The following is a 16,436-nucleotide window of genomic DNA, read 5'->3' on the forward strand; positions in this document are numbered from 1 at the left end:
AGGTCAGGGTTTCGACGGCCCGGCGCCGAGACTGGCGATCGCCGATTTGAGCGGCGCCTCGCCGGTGCCGGAAAACGTCTCGCTCATTACCAGTTCGGGCAGCGGCAGGCGCTTGCCCCAGCCATGCGCTTCGAGATCCGGCTTCGGCGCGAATTCCGAGACGCGGCCGACGCAGAGATAGGCGATCGGCGTGACATGCTCCGGGATCGCGAGAAGCCGCTTCAATGCCTCGGTTTCGATGATGCTCACCCAGCCGACGCCGACGCCCTCGGCGCGTGCCGCCAACCAGAAATTCTGAACCGCGCAGACGGTGCTGTAGAGGTCCATCTCCGGATTGTGCCACCGCCCGAGCGGCGAATCCTTCGACCGCTGCCGGTCACAGGTGATGCAGAGATTGAGCGCGCTTTCGCATATGCCTTCGAGCTTCAGCTTGCGGTAAAGCGCCTGCCGGTCCGCCTCGATGGCCGGCAGTTCCTGCTCGCGCGCGGCGAGGAACAGGTCGCGCACTTGTCTGCGCCGCTCGGCATCGCGGATGACGATGAAATTCCACGGCTGCATATAGCCCACCGACGGCGCATGATGCGCGGCGGTGAGAAGCCGCGCCAGCACATGATCATCGAGATCGTCGGGAACAAAATGGCTGCGCACGTCACGCCTGGTGAACATCGCCCGATAGACCGCGTCGCGCGCCGATTGGTCGAAGTCGTCGCCGCTTGCGGCGATCGCTGCTGCCGTCATCGCTTTTCCCCTTGCGACAAGCAGTCCCCCGCCTGACCAAGCGGAAGACCATGTCTGCCGGGCCGGTCTTCTGGCTCGGGATCGTCCCGCTCCGGCGCCTTCCCGTCATGGACAGTGGCGTTTGCCGGCGCGGTCCCCCTCACAGCGTTGGGCACGCCACGGAGTTCAACCGTGTTCCCGATTCTCCCGCGTCGCCGCAGGCACCAGGCAGCGAAGTGACCTTACCGCGAAGTTCGGCACCCGCCAATGGCGCGGACGACATGGGCTGGCGCAATTTCCCGAGCCATTCGGCTTTTCAAACATGGTCATTACGGCCGCGGGTGCCTAGATTAGGCGCCATGGCCACACGTCTCTACACGCACCCGATCTTCCTCGAACACCTCACGCCGCCCGGCCACCCTGAGCGGCCCGACCGCCTGCGCGCCATCGAGCGGGTGCTCGACGATGAGGCTTTTTCGGCGCTCGACCGCGTCAAGGCGCCGGAAGGCGACGAGAAAACGATCCTCTACGCGCACCCCGAGGCTTTCGTCGAGCGTGTCCGCGCCGCGATCCCCGAGAGCGGTATCGTTTCGATCGATGCCGATACCAGCGCCAGCCCGAAGAGCTGGCAGGCGGCGGTGACGGCGATCGGCGCGGCCAACGCCGCGGTCGACGATGTCTTCGAGGGCCGTGCGGCAAACGTCTTCGTCGCCGCCCGTCCGCCCGGCCACCACGCCGAAAAGACCACGGCGATGGGCTTCTGCCTGTTCAACACCGCGGCCATCGCCGCCCGTTACGCGCAGAAGAAGCATCAGGCCGAGCGCGTCGCCATCGTCGATTGGGACGTCCACCACGGCAACGGCACGCAGGACATTTTCTGGGACGATCCGTCGGTCCTCTATTGCTCGACGCATCAGATGCCGCTTTATCCCGGCACCGGCGCGAAAAGCGAGACCGGCGCCGGCAACATCGTCAACGCGCCGCTCGCGCCGCAGACCGGCAGCGACCTGTTCCGTGACGCCTTCCTGTCGCGCGTGCTGCCGTCGATCGACGCGTTCGCGCCGGACCTGATCATCATTTCCGCCGGCTTCGACGCGCACCATCGCGATCCGTTGGCTGAGATCAACCTGACCGAGGACGATTTCGACTGGGCGACGGGCCAGTTGATGGAGCGCGCAGCTCGCCACAGCGGCAACAGGCTCGTCAGCCTGCTGGAAGGCGGCTACGATCTGCAGGGACTGGCATTTTCAGTCGCCGCCCATGTCGGGCGGCTGATGAAGGGATAGAGTATGGCATTGGAAGGCAATGAGGACGTCAAGGCGATGAGCTTCGAACAGGCGCTCGATGCGCTGGAGAAGATCGTCGATGATCTTGAGCGCGGCGACGTCCCGCTCGACCAGTCGATCAAGATCTATGAGCGCGGCGAGGCACTGAAGGCGCATTGCGACAGGCTGCTGAAAGCGGCCGAGGACAAGGTCGAGAAGATCAGGCTTTCGCGTGACGGCAAGCCGGTGGGAACGGAGCCGCTGGACGCCGACTGATTTGGAATAGGGTGGGCAGAGAGAGCAGGTAAGGAGTTCAAGCCATGTGCCGCAACATCAAGACCTTGGCCAATTTCGAGCCGCCGGCGACCAATGACGAAGTGCACGACGCAGCGCTTCAGTTCGTGCGCAAGCTGGCCGGCTCGACCAAGCCGTCCAAGCGCAACGAGCACGCTTTTTATCATGCAGTGGAAGCGATCGCGGCCGCTGCGCGCGAATTGATCGATTCGCTCGAAACCAATCAGGAACCGCGCAATCGCGAGGAAGAGGCTGCCAAGGCCAAGGCCAGGTCGGCGCTGCGTTTCGCCTGAGGGATAGTCATGAGCTTCTTTCCGGGAAACGACCCTGAGCCCGGCGATGCCTTCGCCTGCGACCAGATCGAGCTGATGGTCGTTCCGAACGCCAAGGATATCGGCGGGTTCGAGGTGCGCCGCGCTCTGCCGACGGCAAAACGCCGCCTGGTCGGTCCGTTCATATTTTTCGACCGCATGGGCCCGGCTATCCTGCGCGCCGGCCAGGCGCTGGACGTGCGCCCGCATCCGCATATCGGGCTGTCCACGGTCACCTATCTGTTCGACGGCAGGATCAGACATCGCGACTCGCTCGGCACCGAGATGGTGATCGCGCCGGGCGACGTGAATTTGATGACCGCGGGGCGCGGCATCGTTCATTCGGAGCGCACGCCGGAGGAAATGCGCGGCGCACCGATGTCGGTCTCCGGCCTGCAGACCTGGCTGGCGCTGCCCGACGGCAAGGAGGAAATCGCACCGATTTTCGCCAACACGTCGGTGGCCCGCTTGCCTGAGATCGATGCCGGAGGCGTCAGCGGCCGTGTCGTCATCGGCGAATTCTCAGGCCTGCGCTCGCCAGTGGCGACCGCCTCGGACACGCTTTACGCCGATCTCAGGCTGGCTGCGGGCGCCAGCGTGAAGATTCCGGCCGATGCCGAGGAGCGCGCCATCTACACGCTGGAGGGCGACGTGTCGATCGCCGGCGATGTTTTCCCGGCCGAACGGCTCCTGGTGTTCAAGCCGGGCGAGGAGATCGTCGTCTCTTCCGAGCGCGGCGCGCATTTCATGCTGTTCGGCGGCGCTTCGCTGGGTTCCAAGCGCTACATCTGGTGGAATTTCGTCTCGTCCTCGAAGGAACGCATCGAACAGGCCAAACAGGAATGGAAGACAGGCCGCTTCGATATCGTTCCCGGCGATGAGGAAGAGTTCATTCCACTGCCCGAGAACTAGGAACCGCCCGCGCGTCACTGGCGCGCATTTACATTCGCCCGGCGGCGGCCTATTGCCGCGCATGATTATGGCGCAATTCGCTGGTAGCGCCGTGTTCGATCATTGAGGCAGGACGCGCCCGAGTGAAGCCAGACACGCCGCTGCTCGACAAGGTCCGCATTCCCGCGGACCTGCGCACGCTCGATGAAGGCGCGCTGCCTCAGCTTGCCGCGGAACTCCGCGCCGAGCTCATCGATGCCGTCTCGCAGACAGGTGGCCATCTCGGCGCAGGCCTCGGCGTCATCGAATTGACGGTTGCCCTGCATTATGTCTTCAACACGCCGCGGGACCGGCTGATCTGGGACGTTGGCCACCAGGCCTATCCGCACAAGATCCTGACCGGCCGCCGCGACCGCATCCGCACGCTGCGCCAGGAAGGCGGCCTTTCCGGCTTCACCCGGCGCGCCGAGAGCGAATACGACCCGTTCGGCGCAGCACACTCCTCGACCTCGATTTCGGCCGGCCTCGGTATGGCCATGGGGCGCGACCTGTCGGGCGGGCGCAACAATGTGATTTCCGTGATCGGCGACGGCTCGATGTCGGCCGGCATGGCCTTCGAGGCGCTGAACAATGCCGGCGCGCTCGATGCACGGCTGATCGTCATCCTCAACGACAATGACATGTCGATTGCGCCGCCGACCGGCGCCATGAGCGCCTATCTGGCGAGGCTTGCGTCGGGCAAGGCCTATCTCGGCCTGCGCGATTTCGGCAAGAAGCTGACATCCTATCTCGGCAAGCGCGCCGACCGCGCCATCACCCGTGCGGTCGAGCATGCGCGCGGCTATGTCACCGGCGGCACCTTGTTCGAGGAGCTCGGCTTCTATCACATCGGCCCCATCGACGGGCACAATCTCGAGCACCTCATCCCGGTGCTGAGAAACGTGCGCGACAATGGCAAAGGTCCGGTGCTGATCCATGTCGTGACCCAGAAGGGCAAGGGCTATGCGCCGGCCGAGTCCGCCGCCGATAAATATCACGGCGTCAACAAGTTCGACGTCATCACCGGCGCGCAGGCCAAAGCCCCGGCCAACGCGCCCGCCTACACTAAGGTCTTCGCGGAGAGCCTGATACAGGAAGCGCGCGAGGACGACCGCATCGTCGCCATCACAGCCGCCATGCCGAGCGGCACCGGCCTCGACCTGTTCGGCGAGGTGTTCCCGAAGCGGACCTTCGATGTCGGCATCGCCGAACAGCACGCGGTGACCTTCGCGGCGGGGCTCGCCACCGAAGGTTACAAGCCCTTCGCCGCCATCTATTCCACTTTCCTGCAGCGCGCCTACGACCAGGTCGTCCATGACGTGGCGATCCAGAAGCTGCCCGTGCGCTTCCCCATCGACCGCGCCGGCTTCGTCGGCGCCGACGGCGCCACCCATTGCGGCGCCTTCGACACCACTTTCCTCGCCTCGCTGCCGGGCTTCGTCGTCATGGCGGCGGCCGACGAGGCGGAGCTTCGCCATATGGTGCGCACCGCCGCGTCCTATGATGACGGCCCGATCGCCTTCCGCTATCCGCGCGGCAACGGCGTCGGCGTCGACATGCCGGAGCGCGGTTCGCTGCTCGAAATCGGCAAGGGCCGCATCCTCAAGGAAGGGACCAAGGTCGCGCTGCTTTCCTTCGGCACGCGGCTGCAGGATTGCCTGCTGGCGGCCGAGGAGCTCGGCGCCGCGGGTCTCTCCACCACCGTCGCTGACGCCCGCTTCGCCAAGCCGCTCGACGAGGATCTCATCCGCCGGCTCGCCCGTTCGCACGAAGTGCTTGTGACCGTGGAGGAGGGCGCCATCGGCGGCTTTGCCAGCCAGGTCCTGCATTTCCTCGCGCATGAGGGCTTGCTGGAAGGCGGCCTCAAGGTGCGCCCGCTGGTGCTGCCCGACGTGTTCACCGACCACGCCAAGCCCGAAAAGATGTATGCCGATGCCGGCCTGGACTCGGCCGGCATCGTGCGCACCGTCTTCGCGGCGCTCGGCCATGGCGTGCAGGCGCAGCGCGCCTGAATCGGAACGTCAAGATGCTCAATCAGTTTGCCGGCTTTCGGATGTAAGCGTTTGTTAACGCTTCCGTTTGGCGGTTCGCTTACCCTGTCTCTTGGCCGATTTTCAACGGCGCCCGGCTAAGACGTTGGTCCTAGGCAGGGATAAGAACAATGAAGTCGTCCATTTGCGGCATGGCGCTCTTGGCGGCCGTGATTGCGCCGGCGGCAGCCGAAACGCGTTACGACTGCAATATCGAAAAGGCGGCGATGGATATCGTCGCCGGCAAGATGGGCAACATCCGCGGCGGCTTCTCCTACAAGCAGGTTCCCCAGCTCGTTGTGCGGCCGGATGCCTCGCCACCCGCGCCGGTGCCGGCCGAGCCTCCGCACGAGGAAGCCTCCGGCAATGACGGCCTGGCACCGGCCGTCGAGCGTCGGGTCTCGCGAACCGTTTTTTAAAACCACATATCGCGAACGCAACGCCCATCGCGCGGCAAGTCGTCGAATGTGTCGAGGCCGTCGAAATGGTCGATCGGCAGATCGGCGATCTGCTCCGGCGGCGCCAGCCTGACATTGACCGCAATGCGCGTGCGGCCGCTCTTGCTTGAGCGCAGGCCGCGCCAGGCGACCACGCAGGCGCAGGTCGGGCAGAACAGGATTTCCAGCGCGGGCTCCGCCACCTCGGCGCGTGTGTACGACTTCAACGGTCCGGCGACGCGGATGCGCTCGTCGGCATGATCATAAGCCCAGAGCGCGCCGTAGCGGCGGCAAAGCGTGCAATTGCAGGCGGTGATTCCACCGGGATCGCCTTCCAGCGTCCAATGAGCCGCGCCGCAATGACAGGTCCCCTTCAGCATCGCCACCTCCGATCGACAGCCGCCGTGGCGGCATTCTGTAGCCTCTTGCGTCATATTCAACCCATTGCGTTCGCGTCCGGCTTTCGCCAATGAAGGCCGATGGGTTCCCCTTTGCCATCAAGCCAGCGCCAGCGGCTCGACGAATTGCTCGTCGGGCGCGGCTTGTTCGCCAGCCGCTCGCGTGCGCGCGATGCGATCGAGCGCGGCACGGTAACGGTCGACGGCACAATTGCCCGCAAGCCGGGACAGCCCGTCGCGTCGGATTGCCTGATCGCGATCGACGACCCGGCTCAGGCCTATGTGTCTCGCGCCGCGTTGAAGCTGATAGCCGGGCTCGATCGTTTCGGCCTGGACCCTTCCGGCAGCGAGGCGCTCGATGTCGGCGCCTCGACCGGCGGCTTCTCCCAGGTGCTGCTCGAGCGCGGCGCGGCGCATGTCACGGCGATCGATGTCGGCCACGGCCAGATGCACCCAGACATTGCCGGCGACCCGCGCGTGACGGTGATCGAGGGATTGAACGCGCGTGATCTGACGGCGGCCGATCTCGGCGACCGCGTTCCCGGTTTCCTGGTTTGCGATGTCTCCTTCATCTCGCTGAAGCTGGCGCTGCCGCCGGCGCTGGACTTGGCGGGCGAGGGCGCCAAGGCAGTTCTTTTGGTTAAGCCGCAATTCGAGGCCGGACGCGAAGCGATCGGCAAGGGCGGCCTGCTCAAGGATCCGGGCGATGCCGAGCGCATTGCCGGGAATTTGCGCCATTGGCTTGCGGACATTTCCGGCTGGCGCGTGCTGGGACTCCACCCGTCGCCGATCGAAGGCGGTGACGGCAACCGCGAGTTCCTGCTTGCCGGCATCAAGGACGCAGGACCATTGCGATGAGCACACGCTTCACCATCGCCAGGCTCGGCTCGCAGGGCGACGGCATTGCAAATGCCGAGGGCGGGGAGGTTTTTGTCCCGTTCACGCTGCCGGGCGAGACGGTCACGGCCGCGCGCCAGAAGGACCGCGCTTCGCTGATGTCGGTGCTGGAAGCCTCGCCGCTCAGGGTCGATCCGGCCTGCCGCCATTTCACCGAATGCGGCGGCTGCGCACTGCAGCATTTCGAAGCGGAAGCCTACCAGCAATGGAAGCGCGAGAAGGTCGTGCAGGCGCTGAAGGCCAAGGGCATCGGTTGCGATGTCGCTGCGCTGGTGCCTTGCGCGCCACACACCCGCCGCCGCGTCACCTTCAGCGCCAGGCGCACAGAGGCTGGCATGCTGCTCGGCTTCGTGCGCGCGCTTTCATCCGAGATCATCCCGATCCAGGAATGCCCGATCTCGCTGCCGACGATCGTCTCGGCGCTCGATAAATTGCGTGCCCTGACCGGATTGGTCTGCGCCACGCCGAAAGCGTTTCATATGACGGTGACCGTCACCGCTTCGGGCCTCGACATCGCCGTCCATGACGCCGGCAAGCTTGGCGACTACCAGCGCCGCATCGCGTCGAATTTCGTCATGGCCGAGGGCTTGGCGCGGCTTTCCGTCGACGGCGAGATCGTCGTCGAGCCGAAGAAACCGGTGGTGCAGTTCGGACCGGTCGCGGTCGCCGTGCCGCCCGGCGCCTTCCTGCAAGCGACGGAAGCCGCCGAGCAGGCGATGGCGGACCTTGTCGGCCAGCATCTGTCGCGCGCCAGGAAGGTCGCCGACCTGTTCGCCGGCTGCGGCAGCTTCGCGCTTCGGCTTGGCGCGAAGTCGGAGGTCCATGCCGTCGAAGGCGATGCGCCGGCGCTCGCCGCGCTCGACCGTGCCTACCGCTTCGCCAGCGGGCTGAAGCGGGTGACCAGCGAACGTCGCGACCTGTTCCGCCGGCCGCTGACCTTCAAGGAGTTGAACGCTTTCGACGGACTGGTCTTCGATCCGCCGCGCGCCGGCGCCGAGGATCAGTCGAAGCAGATCGCGCGCTCCGACGTGCCGCTGGTCGCCGCCGTCTCCTGCAATCCGGTGACGCTCGCGCGTGATCTGCGGATCCTCATCGATGGTGGCTACACGCTGAAGAGCGTGACGCCAATCGACCAGTTCCTGTGGTCGCCCCATGTCGAGGCCGTGGCGCTGCTGGAAAAGCCGGGAAGGCGACGGTAGCCAGCCAACATGATCACATTTCGTTGAAGCCGCCGCTTCCGGCGCCCTTGCTCGCGAGCCGCCGGAATCGCGCCGCAAAGCCGCCTCTTTGCACCGTCTAGTCTGGATTCGCTGGAGGAGGGGAAGGGCCTCGTCAGCGTTGGCTCTTACCCACGGTGGCCTGAAAATGCGGATGCTCCAGAAATTCCTCGCTTCGCTTGTTCTCATCATCCTCGTCGCCGTCTCGGCGACCGGCGCGCTTGCGCAACAGCAAAAGCGCCTTGCATTCGTCATCGGCAACGCCGCCTATCCGTCGGGCGCGCTGGCGACGCCGGCAAACGATGCCGGCCTCATCGCGCAGACCTTGCAAGCGGCCGGCTTCGATGTGGTCGGCGCGCGCGACGTCGACCAGGAATCGTTGCGTGGCGCGCTGCGCGATTTCCTTGGAAAGGTTTCCGCCGCCGGTCCGGACGCGACCGTTTTCGTGTACCTCGCCGGCCGCGGCGTGCAGTTCGAAGGTGAGAACTATTTCTTGCCGGTCGATGCCCAGATCGCCAATCCGGCCGACGTGCCGCTGCAGGCCATGCGGCTCTCCGACATCACCAGGTCCCTGGCGGGACTACCGACCAAGGTCAATATCGTCGTCCTCGACGCGGCCCGGCCGAATGCCCTTCCGAAAATGAGCCAGCCGCTGGCCAGCGGTCTCGCGCTGGTTGACCCCGACCCCAACATGCTGATTGCGTTCAATGCGGCGCCTGGAACGGTTGCGCCGGAAGGCAAGGGCCCATACGGCGCTTATGCTCGGGCGCTCGCCGAGATGATGCGTGAAGGCGGCTTGTCGCTTGACGATGTTTTCGACCGCACGCGGCTACGCGTCAACGAGGTGACGCAAGGCGCCGAAGTCCCTTGGGACGCCTCGAAAATCACCGCGCCTTTCGTCTTCTTCGACCGCGCTCCGGACGCGCCCCCGCCGAAAGTTTCCGAGGCCGAAGAACGGGCCAACCGAAGCAGGCCAGTCCGCGACTTCAATGCGCACGACGCCTATGTCGCGGCGCTCGATCGCGACACGATGCGCGGCTACGAGGATTTCCTCGACGCCTATCCGCACGATCCGATGGCCAAGCGCGTGCGCGCCATCGTCGCGGCGCGGCGCGAGGCGATCACCTGGCGCCAGACCTGGATGCGCGATACGCCGGAGGCTTATTGGTCCTATCTTGAACGCTATCCGCACGGCCCGCATGCCTGGGACGCGCGGCGCCGGCTGGAGCATTTCGACGCCGAGCTAGAGCCGCCGCCGAGCTTCTCCGTAATCGTCTATGACGTGCCGCCGCCCCCGCCGGAGGAAATCGTCTATGTCGACAGGCCGGTGCTCTATTTCGATGATCCCGATTTCGACTTCGAGCCGCCGCCGCCGGTCGATGTGATATTCCTGCCGCCGCCTCCGCCGGATTTCGTCGCGCTGCCGCCGCCCCCGCCGCCGGACGATGTTTACGTTCTGCCGACGCCGGTCTTCGTCCCCGTGCCGGTCTGGGTCAGACCGCCGCACGACGTCGTGCCGCCGCCCAACGACATCATCTTCAACAACATCCACAACACGACCGTCATCAACAACATCAACAACACGACGATCAACAACGAGACGGCCAACCAGGCTGGACAGCCGAGCGCCAATGCACCGGGCGGTCTCACTGCCGGGCAGAAGATGGCGGTTGGTGCGGGCGCGGCCGCCCTGGCGGCCAAAGTGGCACTGCCGCCGTTGCTGCAGAAAAGGGCAGTGCTGTTCAAGCAAAATCAGGGCGGCCAGCCGCTGAAGCCCGGCCAGGCTGCAACACAGGGCCAGCAGCTCAGTGCGACTCCGCAACCGCTGAAGCCGGGCCAGGCCGTCACGCAGGGCCAGCAGCCGGGCGCGACGCCGCAGGCGAGGACGATGGGCAAGCTCTCGACCGATCACGCCTTGCCGGGAGCTGACGGCAAGGCGCTGCCGCTCGTCAACGGCAAGCCGGTGCTCAACGGCCAGAACGTGCCCAACAGGAAGGTGCTGGGCAAGCAGGGCACGGTCAACGGCAACCCGAAGGCTACCGGGGGTGCTGGCGCCCCCGTTATGGGCAATGGCCAGCAGAACGGAGCAGTCACCGGTCAGGGCAAGAATGGCAAGTTGCGCAAGCTACCGACCGTCAATGGCGCGCCGGGCGAGAACGGACAGAACGCCCAGCAGAGTTTGGGGAAGAACAACCCGAACGCTTTGTCCGACCAGAACGCAGGCAAGCCGAAGAAGCTGACACGCAAGGATTTGTCGGCAGGACGGGCTGCTGTCGGACCGAGCGATCAAGGCTCTGCCAACGGAGGCGACAGGAGCAAGAAGTTCCACAAGCTGCCTACCGTGAATGGCGCGCCGGCCGACAACCGGCCGAGCGTGCAAGAGCGACTCAGGAAGAACAATCCGAACGTATTCTCCGGCCAGGACCAGGGGGCGGCCAATGGGAATAGGAAGTTCCGTAGGCCGCCGAACGGCGAAGAGGGTTCGGGCGCGGGCGCCAACGTCCAGCGTAACTTCAAGCAGGAAAAACCGAACGTGCAGGTGCTCAGGCCGCAAAAGCCGGAGTTCCAGGCGCAGCCAAAGCCTCAGGTGCAAGAGCGGCGCCTGCCGCAGCCGGGGCCTCAGGCACAGGAGCGGCGCCTGCAACAGCCGAGGCCTCAGCCTCAGGAACGGCGCCTGCCGCAGCAACCCAAGGAGCAGCCGCAAGGCAACAAGAAGCCCACCTGCGGGCATCCGGGCGAGCCGCCCTGCAAGTAGCAGGCTCGTCGCAGGCCGGGACGGCAGCTCAGTTGATGGGCCGGCCTTCCTGGCCCATCAGTCCGCCGATCAAGCGATCATGGGCCCGTGGCGGCGTCGATCCGCCTGAGGGGACGAGCGGCCGGGCAGGCAATGTCGGTTATGAGCTTGGAGACAGCCGTTTCGCCGTGCCGCCCCGCTGGTTGAGCGAAACCCAGACATTCGGGTTCTGCTGCGACTGTCGCTTCAGGAAATAATAGCCGGTGGCGTTCCACGGCCGGATTTCGTCGACCAGATTGTCCAGCACGAGATCGCCCTTGTCGGTCTTCACCGTCAGGATGGTGTGGCCCTCATTGTGCAGGTCGCGCACCACCGTCATCAGCAGCGCCTGCCGGGGAAATCCCGCTTCCTGGAGAAGCTTGCGCTTGTAGAGCGCGTAGATCTTGCAATCGCCCTTGCCGTCCGTCGGATAGTCCCAGTGGTCCATCATCGTGCCCCAGTGGTCGTAGTTGCTGACGGGCTTGATGGAACGGTTCGCCTTCTGGTTTATCCGCTTGAGTATGCTCAGGTTCTGGGCGGTCAGCTTGACGCTCGCGGCCGGCAGGGCGGGTACCTTGCACTCCTTCGGCCGGCGATGACAGAAATCGAGCCAGCCATACGGCACGCTGGTGCTGGCGCCCACGGTGGCGGAACTGGCGCCAGTGGCAGATTGTGCCGCCATTCGCTTTAACCATGTCGACTGGGCCGCCGCGGCAGGGCTGGCCTGCAGCGAAGTTGCACCAATCAACGAAACGAAACCAAGAAGGAAAGAAGAGGTCAGGACGCCAGGGGAACGCTGCATTGCCGACACCACCGCAACGAGAAGACTGGCGGCAGGCTAATGCGCAAACATCCGCCCCGCCAATTAAACAATTAATAATGTCCTAACACGATTGTGTTCACTTCAAGGTGCGGCCCGCGCTCAGGCGAGAAAACGTGAGCGCTCAGCCCTTGCCGGACAAACGCGCTCGACGAAAGCCGGCATGACCTGCGTGGCCGGCCCCTCGATCTGCTTGTCGAAACGCAACGCCCAACCGGCGCATTTCAGGTTGAGCTCGACGATCAGCGCGCCGGACACCGACCGAGAACTATCGTTTGGCGGATGCTACCGGGACATGCCGACGCGCTCAAACGCGAGCACGGCGCCGTGCCTCAGCGAGCACGCCTGCGTGCATCTCTTCCAGCGTCTTCGGTTTGCGCCGGGATGGCAGAGAGCCAAAAACATCCTTCGGCCGCGTCGCCGAAAACGCTGGCGAGAGCTTCGAACGCACCCCCTTCGCCCCCTTGGTCGAGACGATCATCATGAGTTTTTCAGAGGCGGACATCGTGGCCTTTCCGGCGTTCACGCTCAAACCCTGGTGCCGCCCACCGTCATCTGGTTCATCCTGAGATGCGGCTGGCCGACGCCGACGGGCACGCCCTGTCCGGCCTTGCCGCACATGCCGATGCCGCTGTCGAGTTGCATGTCGTTGCCGACCATGCTGACGCGATGCATGGCATCCGGTCCGTTGCCGATCAGCATCGCGCCCTTGATCGGCTGCGTCACCCTGCCATTCTCGATCATGTAGGCCTCGGTGCAGCCGAACACGAATTTGCCCGAGGTGATGTCGACTTGGCCGCCGCCGAAGGAGACCGCGTAGATCCCGTTCTTGACCGAGGCGATGATCTCTTCCGGCTGCATGTCGCCCGCGGTCATGTAGGTGTTGGTCATGCGGGGCATCGGCTGGTGCGCATAGCCCTCGCGGCGGCCGTTGCCGGTCGCCTTCATGCCCGTCAGCCGGGCGTTCTGGCGGTCCTGCATATACCCGACCAGTATCCCGTCCTCGATCAGCACATTGCGCGCCGAAGGCGTCCCTTCGTCGTCGACGGTGAGCGAGCCGCGCCGCTCGGGAATGGTGCCGTCATCGACCACCGTCACGCCCTTCGCCGCCACCTGTTGGCCCATCAGGCCGGCGAAGGCCGACGTCTTCTTGCGGTTGAAGTCGCCTTCGAGCCCATGGCCGACCGCCTCGTGCAGCATCACCCCCGGCCAGCCGCTGGACAGCACGATGTCGAACGTGCCCGCCGGCGCCGGAACCGCTTCCAGGTTGACCAGCGCCTGCCGCAACGCCTCGCCTGCCGCGTGGTTCCAGCTTTCCTCGCTGACGAACTCGCCGAAGCTCTTGCGGCCGCCCATCCCGTAGGAGCCGCTCTCCTGCCGGTCGCCGTTGCCGACCACGACCGAGACGTTGATGCGGACCAGCGGGCGGATGTCGCGCACGATCTGGCCGTCGCCGCGCACGATCTCGACATGCTGCCAGGAGGCGGCGAGCGAGGCCGTCACCTGGCGCACGCGCGGATCCTTGGCCCGCAGCCAGCCGTCGATCTCCTGCAACAGCTTGGCCTTGGCCTCGAAGGACGGCGAGGGGATAGGGTTCTCGTCGCCATAGAGGTGGCGATTGGTGCGGGCCGGCGCCCCGGCAAGCTGCCCGGAATAGCCGCCCTTGACCGCCGAGACGGCATCGGCCGCGCGCAGCAGCGAAGCTTCGGAAAGATCGCTCGAATGCGCGTAGCCGCTGGCTTCGCCGGCCACGGCGCGCAGGCCGAATCCCTGGTCGGTGTTGAAATTGGCCGTCTTCAGCCGGCCGTTGTCGAACATCAGCGCTTCGCTTTCGCTGTATTCGAGGAACAGCTCCCCGTCGTCGGCGCCCTTGATGGTGTCGGCGACGATCTCTTTGACGCGATCGTCGGAAATGTCGAATTGGCCGATCAGGCTGTTCATGGCAGATCCATTCGTGGAAACAAAATCGTTGCACCGGATGTAGGCGCGAAGCCGCCGTCGCACAATCGCCAACCGGGGTGAAGCCGGTTATTGCGCCGCCGTCACCCGCCGCTCAGGAAGTTCTTGATGTTGCCGGTCATCGCATCCCAGTTGGAAAACTGTTCCTGGAGATTGGCTTTGGTGATGCCGCCGGCGAAAGAGACGTCCATCTTGAAATTCGAGCCGTCGCCCGAATAGGCCTTCACCCAGCGGTATCTTGCGTTCCAGGCGTTGGCCTGCTCGGCGGTCAGCGGGTCGGTGTAGCCGGTCGAGAATTGCAGCGACTTGCAGTTCTCGTGGTCTTCGCAGCCATAGAAATAGATAACGTATCTGACGCCCTCGATCCGCCCGGAAATCATCGGATCGCCATTGTCGTCCTTGCCCATCTTGGCCGAGCCGAAACCTTTGGCGATATCGAGGATGGCCGCCGGCTCAGGCTTCTGGAGGATTTCGTCATCCTCGGCCCGTGCGGCCGAAACCGCGGCGACCAGCGCCAGACAGGTGAGGAAGGCGGATACATTCGCGCGCATTGAGCCTCCTGGCCGCCAAACGCGCATTCGCCATCGGACCTCGGCGTCAGGAGCTGCGCGTGGGCAAGAAGATCAAGGTAGGGCGGCGAAACCTTCCGCAAAGCCCTTGAGGTCGACGGGAATGCCGATGCCTTCCTCAGGCGTCTGGAAGACGATGAAGGTGGCCGAGGTGCCGCTCTTCAATGTATCGAGCAGCGGCTTCTCGAGGATCACCTCGGCATAGCAGCCGTCCTGGAAGCAGCGCACAAAATAAGCACGGCCGATATCCTTGCCGTCGACATTGAGGCCGAGTCCGTTGGGAAGCAGCACACCGAGCGGCGCCAGAACGCGCAGGATCTCGGCCTTATTGTCGGCGGTGCGCAGCACCACGACCGAAAGGCCCATTTCAGGACGATCCTCGGCGACGACGTTCTGCATCATCACGCATTGCTCGGAGGTCGCTCCCGCCGGCGTATCGCAGATGATCGACCACGCGCCATGCGTCGACTTCACCGTGCCGCTGGGCGGCGTGGCATTGTTCGGCTGGGCGGCGGCGCCAACGGCTATGCCGACGCCGAGCAAGGCGACGGCAAGAACGACCTTCGCCAAGGTTCTCGAAAGCCAGGAAGTCATGACGGCTCCATTGCGAATCACGGCACTTTAAGCCGCGCCGGGGCCAAGTAAAGGACGAGACCGTCGCCGGCGCGCCCCGATACCGGCAATTGCGTGCTTTTCCAAAGCAAATTCGCCCGAATTGGGGCCATTGCGCATCTAGCATGGCGAGCGCCGAACACGGCCTTCGGGTTGCGCGCAAAAATGCCGCACGGTTTCCTCCGCTCCTTTCTTGCGGAGGGAAAAAGAGTATGGTTTGAACCACCCAGGGACAGACCGGGATTCCCAATCCCGGCATCGTCCGTTATTGGTGCGACAAGATCGCGGGAAGCGGGAGACAAGAGGGCGATGAGGAAATTCCTGGCAAGCGCTGAATTCTTGGCAGGTGCGGCAGCTTCGGCCGTGCTCTTCTCCAGTGCGGCGGCCCATGCCGACCAGCCGCGGGAATGGGAGGTGACCTTCCAGGCTCCGGCGACCGACATGATGCGGCAGATCGAGCGGTTCGGGAACTACACAATGTGGTTCATCGTCCCGATCACCATCCTCGTGCTGGTGCTTCTGCTGGTCTGTATCGTCAGATTCCGCGCCAGCGCCAACCCGGTGCCCTCCAGGACCAGCCACAACACGCTGATCGAGGTGATCTGGACCGTCGGTCCGGTGATCGTGCTTCTGCTCATCGCCATTCCTTCCTTCCAGCTGCTCACCGCCCAATACACCCCACCGGAAGAAGCCAAGCTCACCGTCAAGGCGACGGGCAACCAGTGGAACTGGGATTATGAATACCAGGTCGACAAGACCTTCTCCTTCAATTCGGCGGTTCTCCAGGATGCCGACAGAGCCAAGGCCGGCAAGGAAGATCGCGCCCGATATCCGCGCCTGCTGGCGGTCGACAACGAGCTGGTCGTGCCGGTCAACACCATGACCCGCGTGCTGATCACGGCGACCGACGTCATCCACTCCTTCGCCGTGCCGTCCTTCGGCATCAAGATGGACGCCGTGCCCGGCCGCACCAACGAGACCTGGTTCAAGGCGGAGAAGGAAGGCCTCTACTACGGCCAGTGCTCGCAGCTCTGCGGCAAGGACCACGCCTTCATGCCGATCGCGGTGCGCGTCGTGTCCGACGCGCAGTTCAAGACCTGGCTGGAGACGGCCAAGACCAACGTGCCTGCCGCCAACAAGGCGCTGATGGCCGAGATCGATGGTACCAACAAGGTGGCGGCCGCCGGCAACTGATGCCGCAGGTTAG

The 16,436-nt window shown here is 64.8% G+C and carries 18 protein-coding genes and 1 riboswitch; of the genes, 10 read left to right on the forward strand and 8 right to left on the reverse strand.

The features are described from left to right. Positions 1–3: 3 nt before the first annotated feature. Positions 4–738, reverse strand: a complete 735-nt coding sequence (gene bluB, locus FJW06_RS03985) for a 5,6-dimethylbenzimidazole synthase (RefSeq protein WP_140748330.1) — start codon at positions 736–738, stop codon at positions 4–6. A 42-nt stretch (positions 739–780) separates the two neighbouring features. After that, positions 781–961, reverse strand: a riboswitch (cobalamin riboswitch). A 115-nt stretch (positions 962–1,076) separates the two neighbouring features. On the opposite strand from bluB, the gene FJW06_RS03990 reads away from it, so the two are divergent. From FJW06_RS03990 to FJW06_RS04015, 6 genes are all read left to right on the forward strand, one after another. Beyond that, the gene (locus FJW06_RS03990; protein WP_140748333.1) at positions 1,077–2,003 is read left to right on the forward strand and encodes a histone deacetylase family protein; all 927 of its coding nucleotides are present in this window, start codon (positions 1,077–1,079) and stop codon (positions 2,001–2,003) included. A 3-nt stretch (positions 2,004–2,006) separates the two neighbouring features. Beyond that, entirely contained in the window at positions 2,007–2,258 is a 252-nt protein-coding gene (locus tag FJW06_RS03995; RefSeq protein WP_095766752.1) for an exodeoxyribonuclease VII small subunit, read from the forward strand. A gap of 44 nt (positions 2,259–2,302) precedes the next feature. Beyond that, positions 2,303–2,569, forward strand: coding sequence for a DUF2277 family protein (locus FJW06_RS04000; RefSeq protein ID WP_140694206.1), 267 nt, complete (start codon positions 2,303–2,305; stop codon positions 2,567–2,569). A 9-nt stretch (positions 2,570–2,578) separates the two neighbouring features. Then, positions 2,579–3,499, forward strand: coding sequence for a pirin family protein (locus FJW06_RS04005; protein WP_140748336.1), 921 nt, complete (start codon positions 2,579–2,581; stop codon positions 3,497–3,499). Between the two features lie 122 nt (positions 3,500–3,621). Then, positions 3,622–5,529, forward strand: a complete 1,908-nt coding sequence (gene dxs / locus FJW06_RS04010) for a 1-deoxy-D-xylulose-5-phosphate synthase (RefSeq protein ID WP_140748339.1) — start codon at positions 3,622–3,624, stop codon at positions 5,527–5,529. 149 nt (positions 5,530–5,678) lie between these two features. Continuing rightward, positions 5,679–5,966, forward strand: a complete 288-nt coding sequence (locus tag FJW06_RS04015; protein ID WP_140748342.1) for a hypothetical protein — start codon at positions 5,679–5,681, stop codon at positions 5,964–5,966. On the opposite strand, the gene FJW06_RS04020 is transcribed toward FJW06_RS04015, so the two are convergent. Then, complete coding sequence (locus tag FJW06_RS04020) at positions 5,963–6,364, reverse strand: GFA family protein (protein ID WP_140748345.1); 402 nt, start codon at positions 6,362–6,364, stop codon at positions 5,963–5,965. The two genes, FJW06_RS04015 and FJW06_RS04020, sit on opposite strands and share 4 nt — an antisense overlap. 99 nt (positions 6,365–6,463) lie before the next feature. Here FJW06_RS04020 and FJW06_RS04025 point away from each other — a divergent pair, with 99 nt between their 5' ends. The 3 genes from FJW06_RS04025 (at position 6,464) to FJW06_RS04035 (ending at position 11,251) form a co-directional block, all read left to right on the forward strand. Beyond that, the gene (locus tag FJW06_RS04025; protein ID WP_140748347.1) at positions 6,464–7,240 is read left to right on the forward strand and encodes a TlyA family RNA methyltransferase; all 777 of its coding nucleotides are present in this window, start codon (positions 6,464–6,466) and stop codon (positions 7,238–7,240) included. Then, on the forward strand, positions 7,237–8,478 hold the full coding sequence (locus FJW06_RS04030; RefSeq protein WP_140748349.1) for a class I SAM-dependent RNA methyltransferase: 1,242 nt from the start codon (positions 7,237–7,239) through the stop codon (positions 8,476–8,478). Before FJW06_RS04025 ends, FJW06_RS04030 begins: the two co-directional genes overlap by 4 nt. A 166-nt stretch (positions 8,479–8,644) precedes the next feature. Beyond that, complete coding sequence (locus FJW06_RS04035; protein WP_140748352.1) at positions 8,645–11,251, forward strand: caspase family protein; 2,607 nt, start codon at positions 8,645–8,647, stop codon at positions 11,249–11,251. 139 nt (positions 11,252–11,390) lie between these two features. Here FJW06_RS04035 and FJW06_RS04040 read toward each other — a convergent pair whose 3' ends face one another. The 6 genes from FJW06_RS04040 to FJW06_RS04060 all read right to left on the reverse strand — a co-directional run bounded on the left by FJW06_RS04040 (position 11,391) and on the right by FJW06_RS04060 (position 15,211). Beyond that, positions 11,391–12,071: a transglutaminase-like cysteine peptidase gene (locus FJW06_RS04040; RefSeq protein WP_181178144.1), complete on the reverse strand. Its 681-nt coding sequence runs from the start codon at positions 12,069–12,071 to the stop codon at positions 11,391–11,393. 120 nt (positions 12,072–12,191) lie between these two features. Then, entirely contained in the window at positions 12,192–12,347 is a 156-nt protein-coding gene (locus tag FJW06_RS30020) for a hypothetical protein (RefSeq protein WP_181178128.1), read from the reverse strand. A gap of 49 nt (positions 12,348–12,396) precedes the next feature. After that, positions 12,397–12,594, reverse strand: a complete 198-nt coding sequence (locus FJW06_RS04045; RefSeq protein ID WP_140748355.1) for a hypothetical protein — start codon at positions 12,592–12,594, stop codon at positions 12,397–12,399. A gap of 23 nt (positions 12,595–12,617) precedes the next feature. Continuing rightward, a complete protein-coding gene (gene tldD / locus FJW06_RS04050) occupies positions 12,618–14,030 on the reverse strand; it encodes a metalloprotease TldD (protein ID WP_140748358.1) in 1,413 nt (470 codons plus the stop codon). A 101-nt stretch (positions 14,031–14,131) separates the two neighbouring features. Beyond that, on the reverse strand, positions 14,132–14,599 hold the full coding sequence (locus FJW06_RS04055; RefSeq protein ID WP_181178129.1) for a YbjN domain-containing protein: 468 nt from the start codon (positions 14,597–14,599) through the stop codon (positions 14,132–14,134). Positions 14,600–14,671: 72 nt separating this feature from the next. Continuing rightward, positions 14,672–15,211: an invasion associated locus B family protein gene (locus FJW06_RS04060; protein ID WP_140748364.1), complete on the reverse strand. Its 540-nt coding sequence runs from the start codon at positions 15,209–15,211 to the stop codon at positions 14,672–14,674. Positions 15,212–15,538: 327 nt separating this feature from the next. Between FJW06_RS04060 and coxB the strand changes: the two genes are divergently transcribed. Continuing rightward, positions 15,539–16,423: a cytochrome c oxidase subunit II gene (coxB, locus tag FJW06_RS04065; RefSeq protein ID WP_140748367.1), complete on the forward strand. Its 885-nt coding sequence runs from the start codon at positions 15,539–15,541 to the stop codon at positions 16,421–16,423. The last annotated feature ends 13 nt before the right edge of the window (positions 16,424–16,436 follow it).

Origin of the sequence: Mesorhizobium sp. B4-1-3 (genome assembly GCF_006439355.1) — a bacterium.
In the GTDB taxonomy this organism is placed as follows: Bacteria; Pseudomonadota; Alphaproteobacteria; order Rhizobiales; family Rhizobiaceae; genus Mesorhizobium.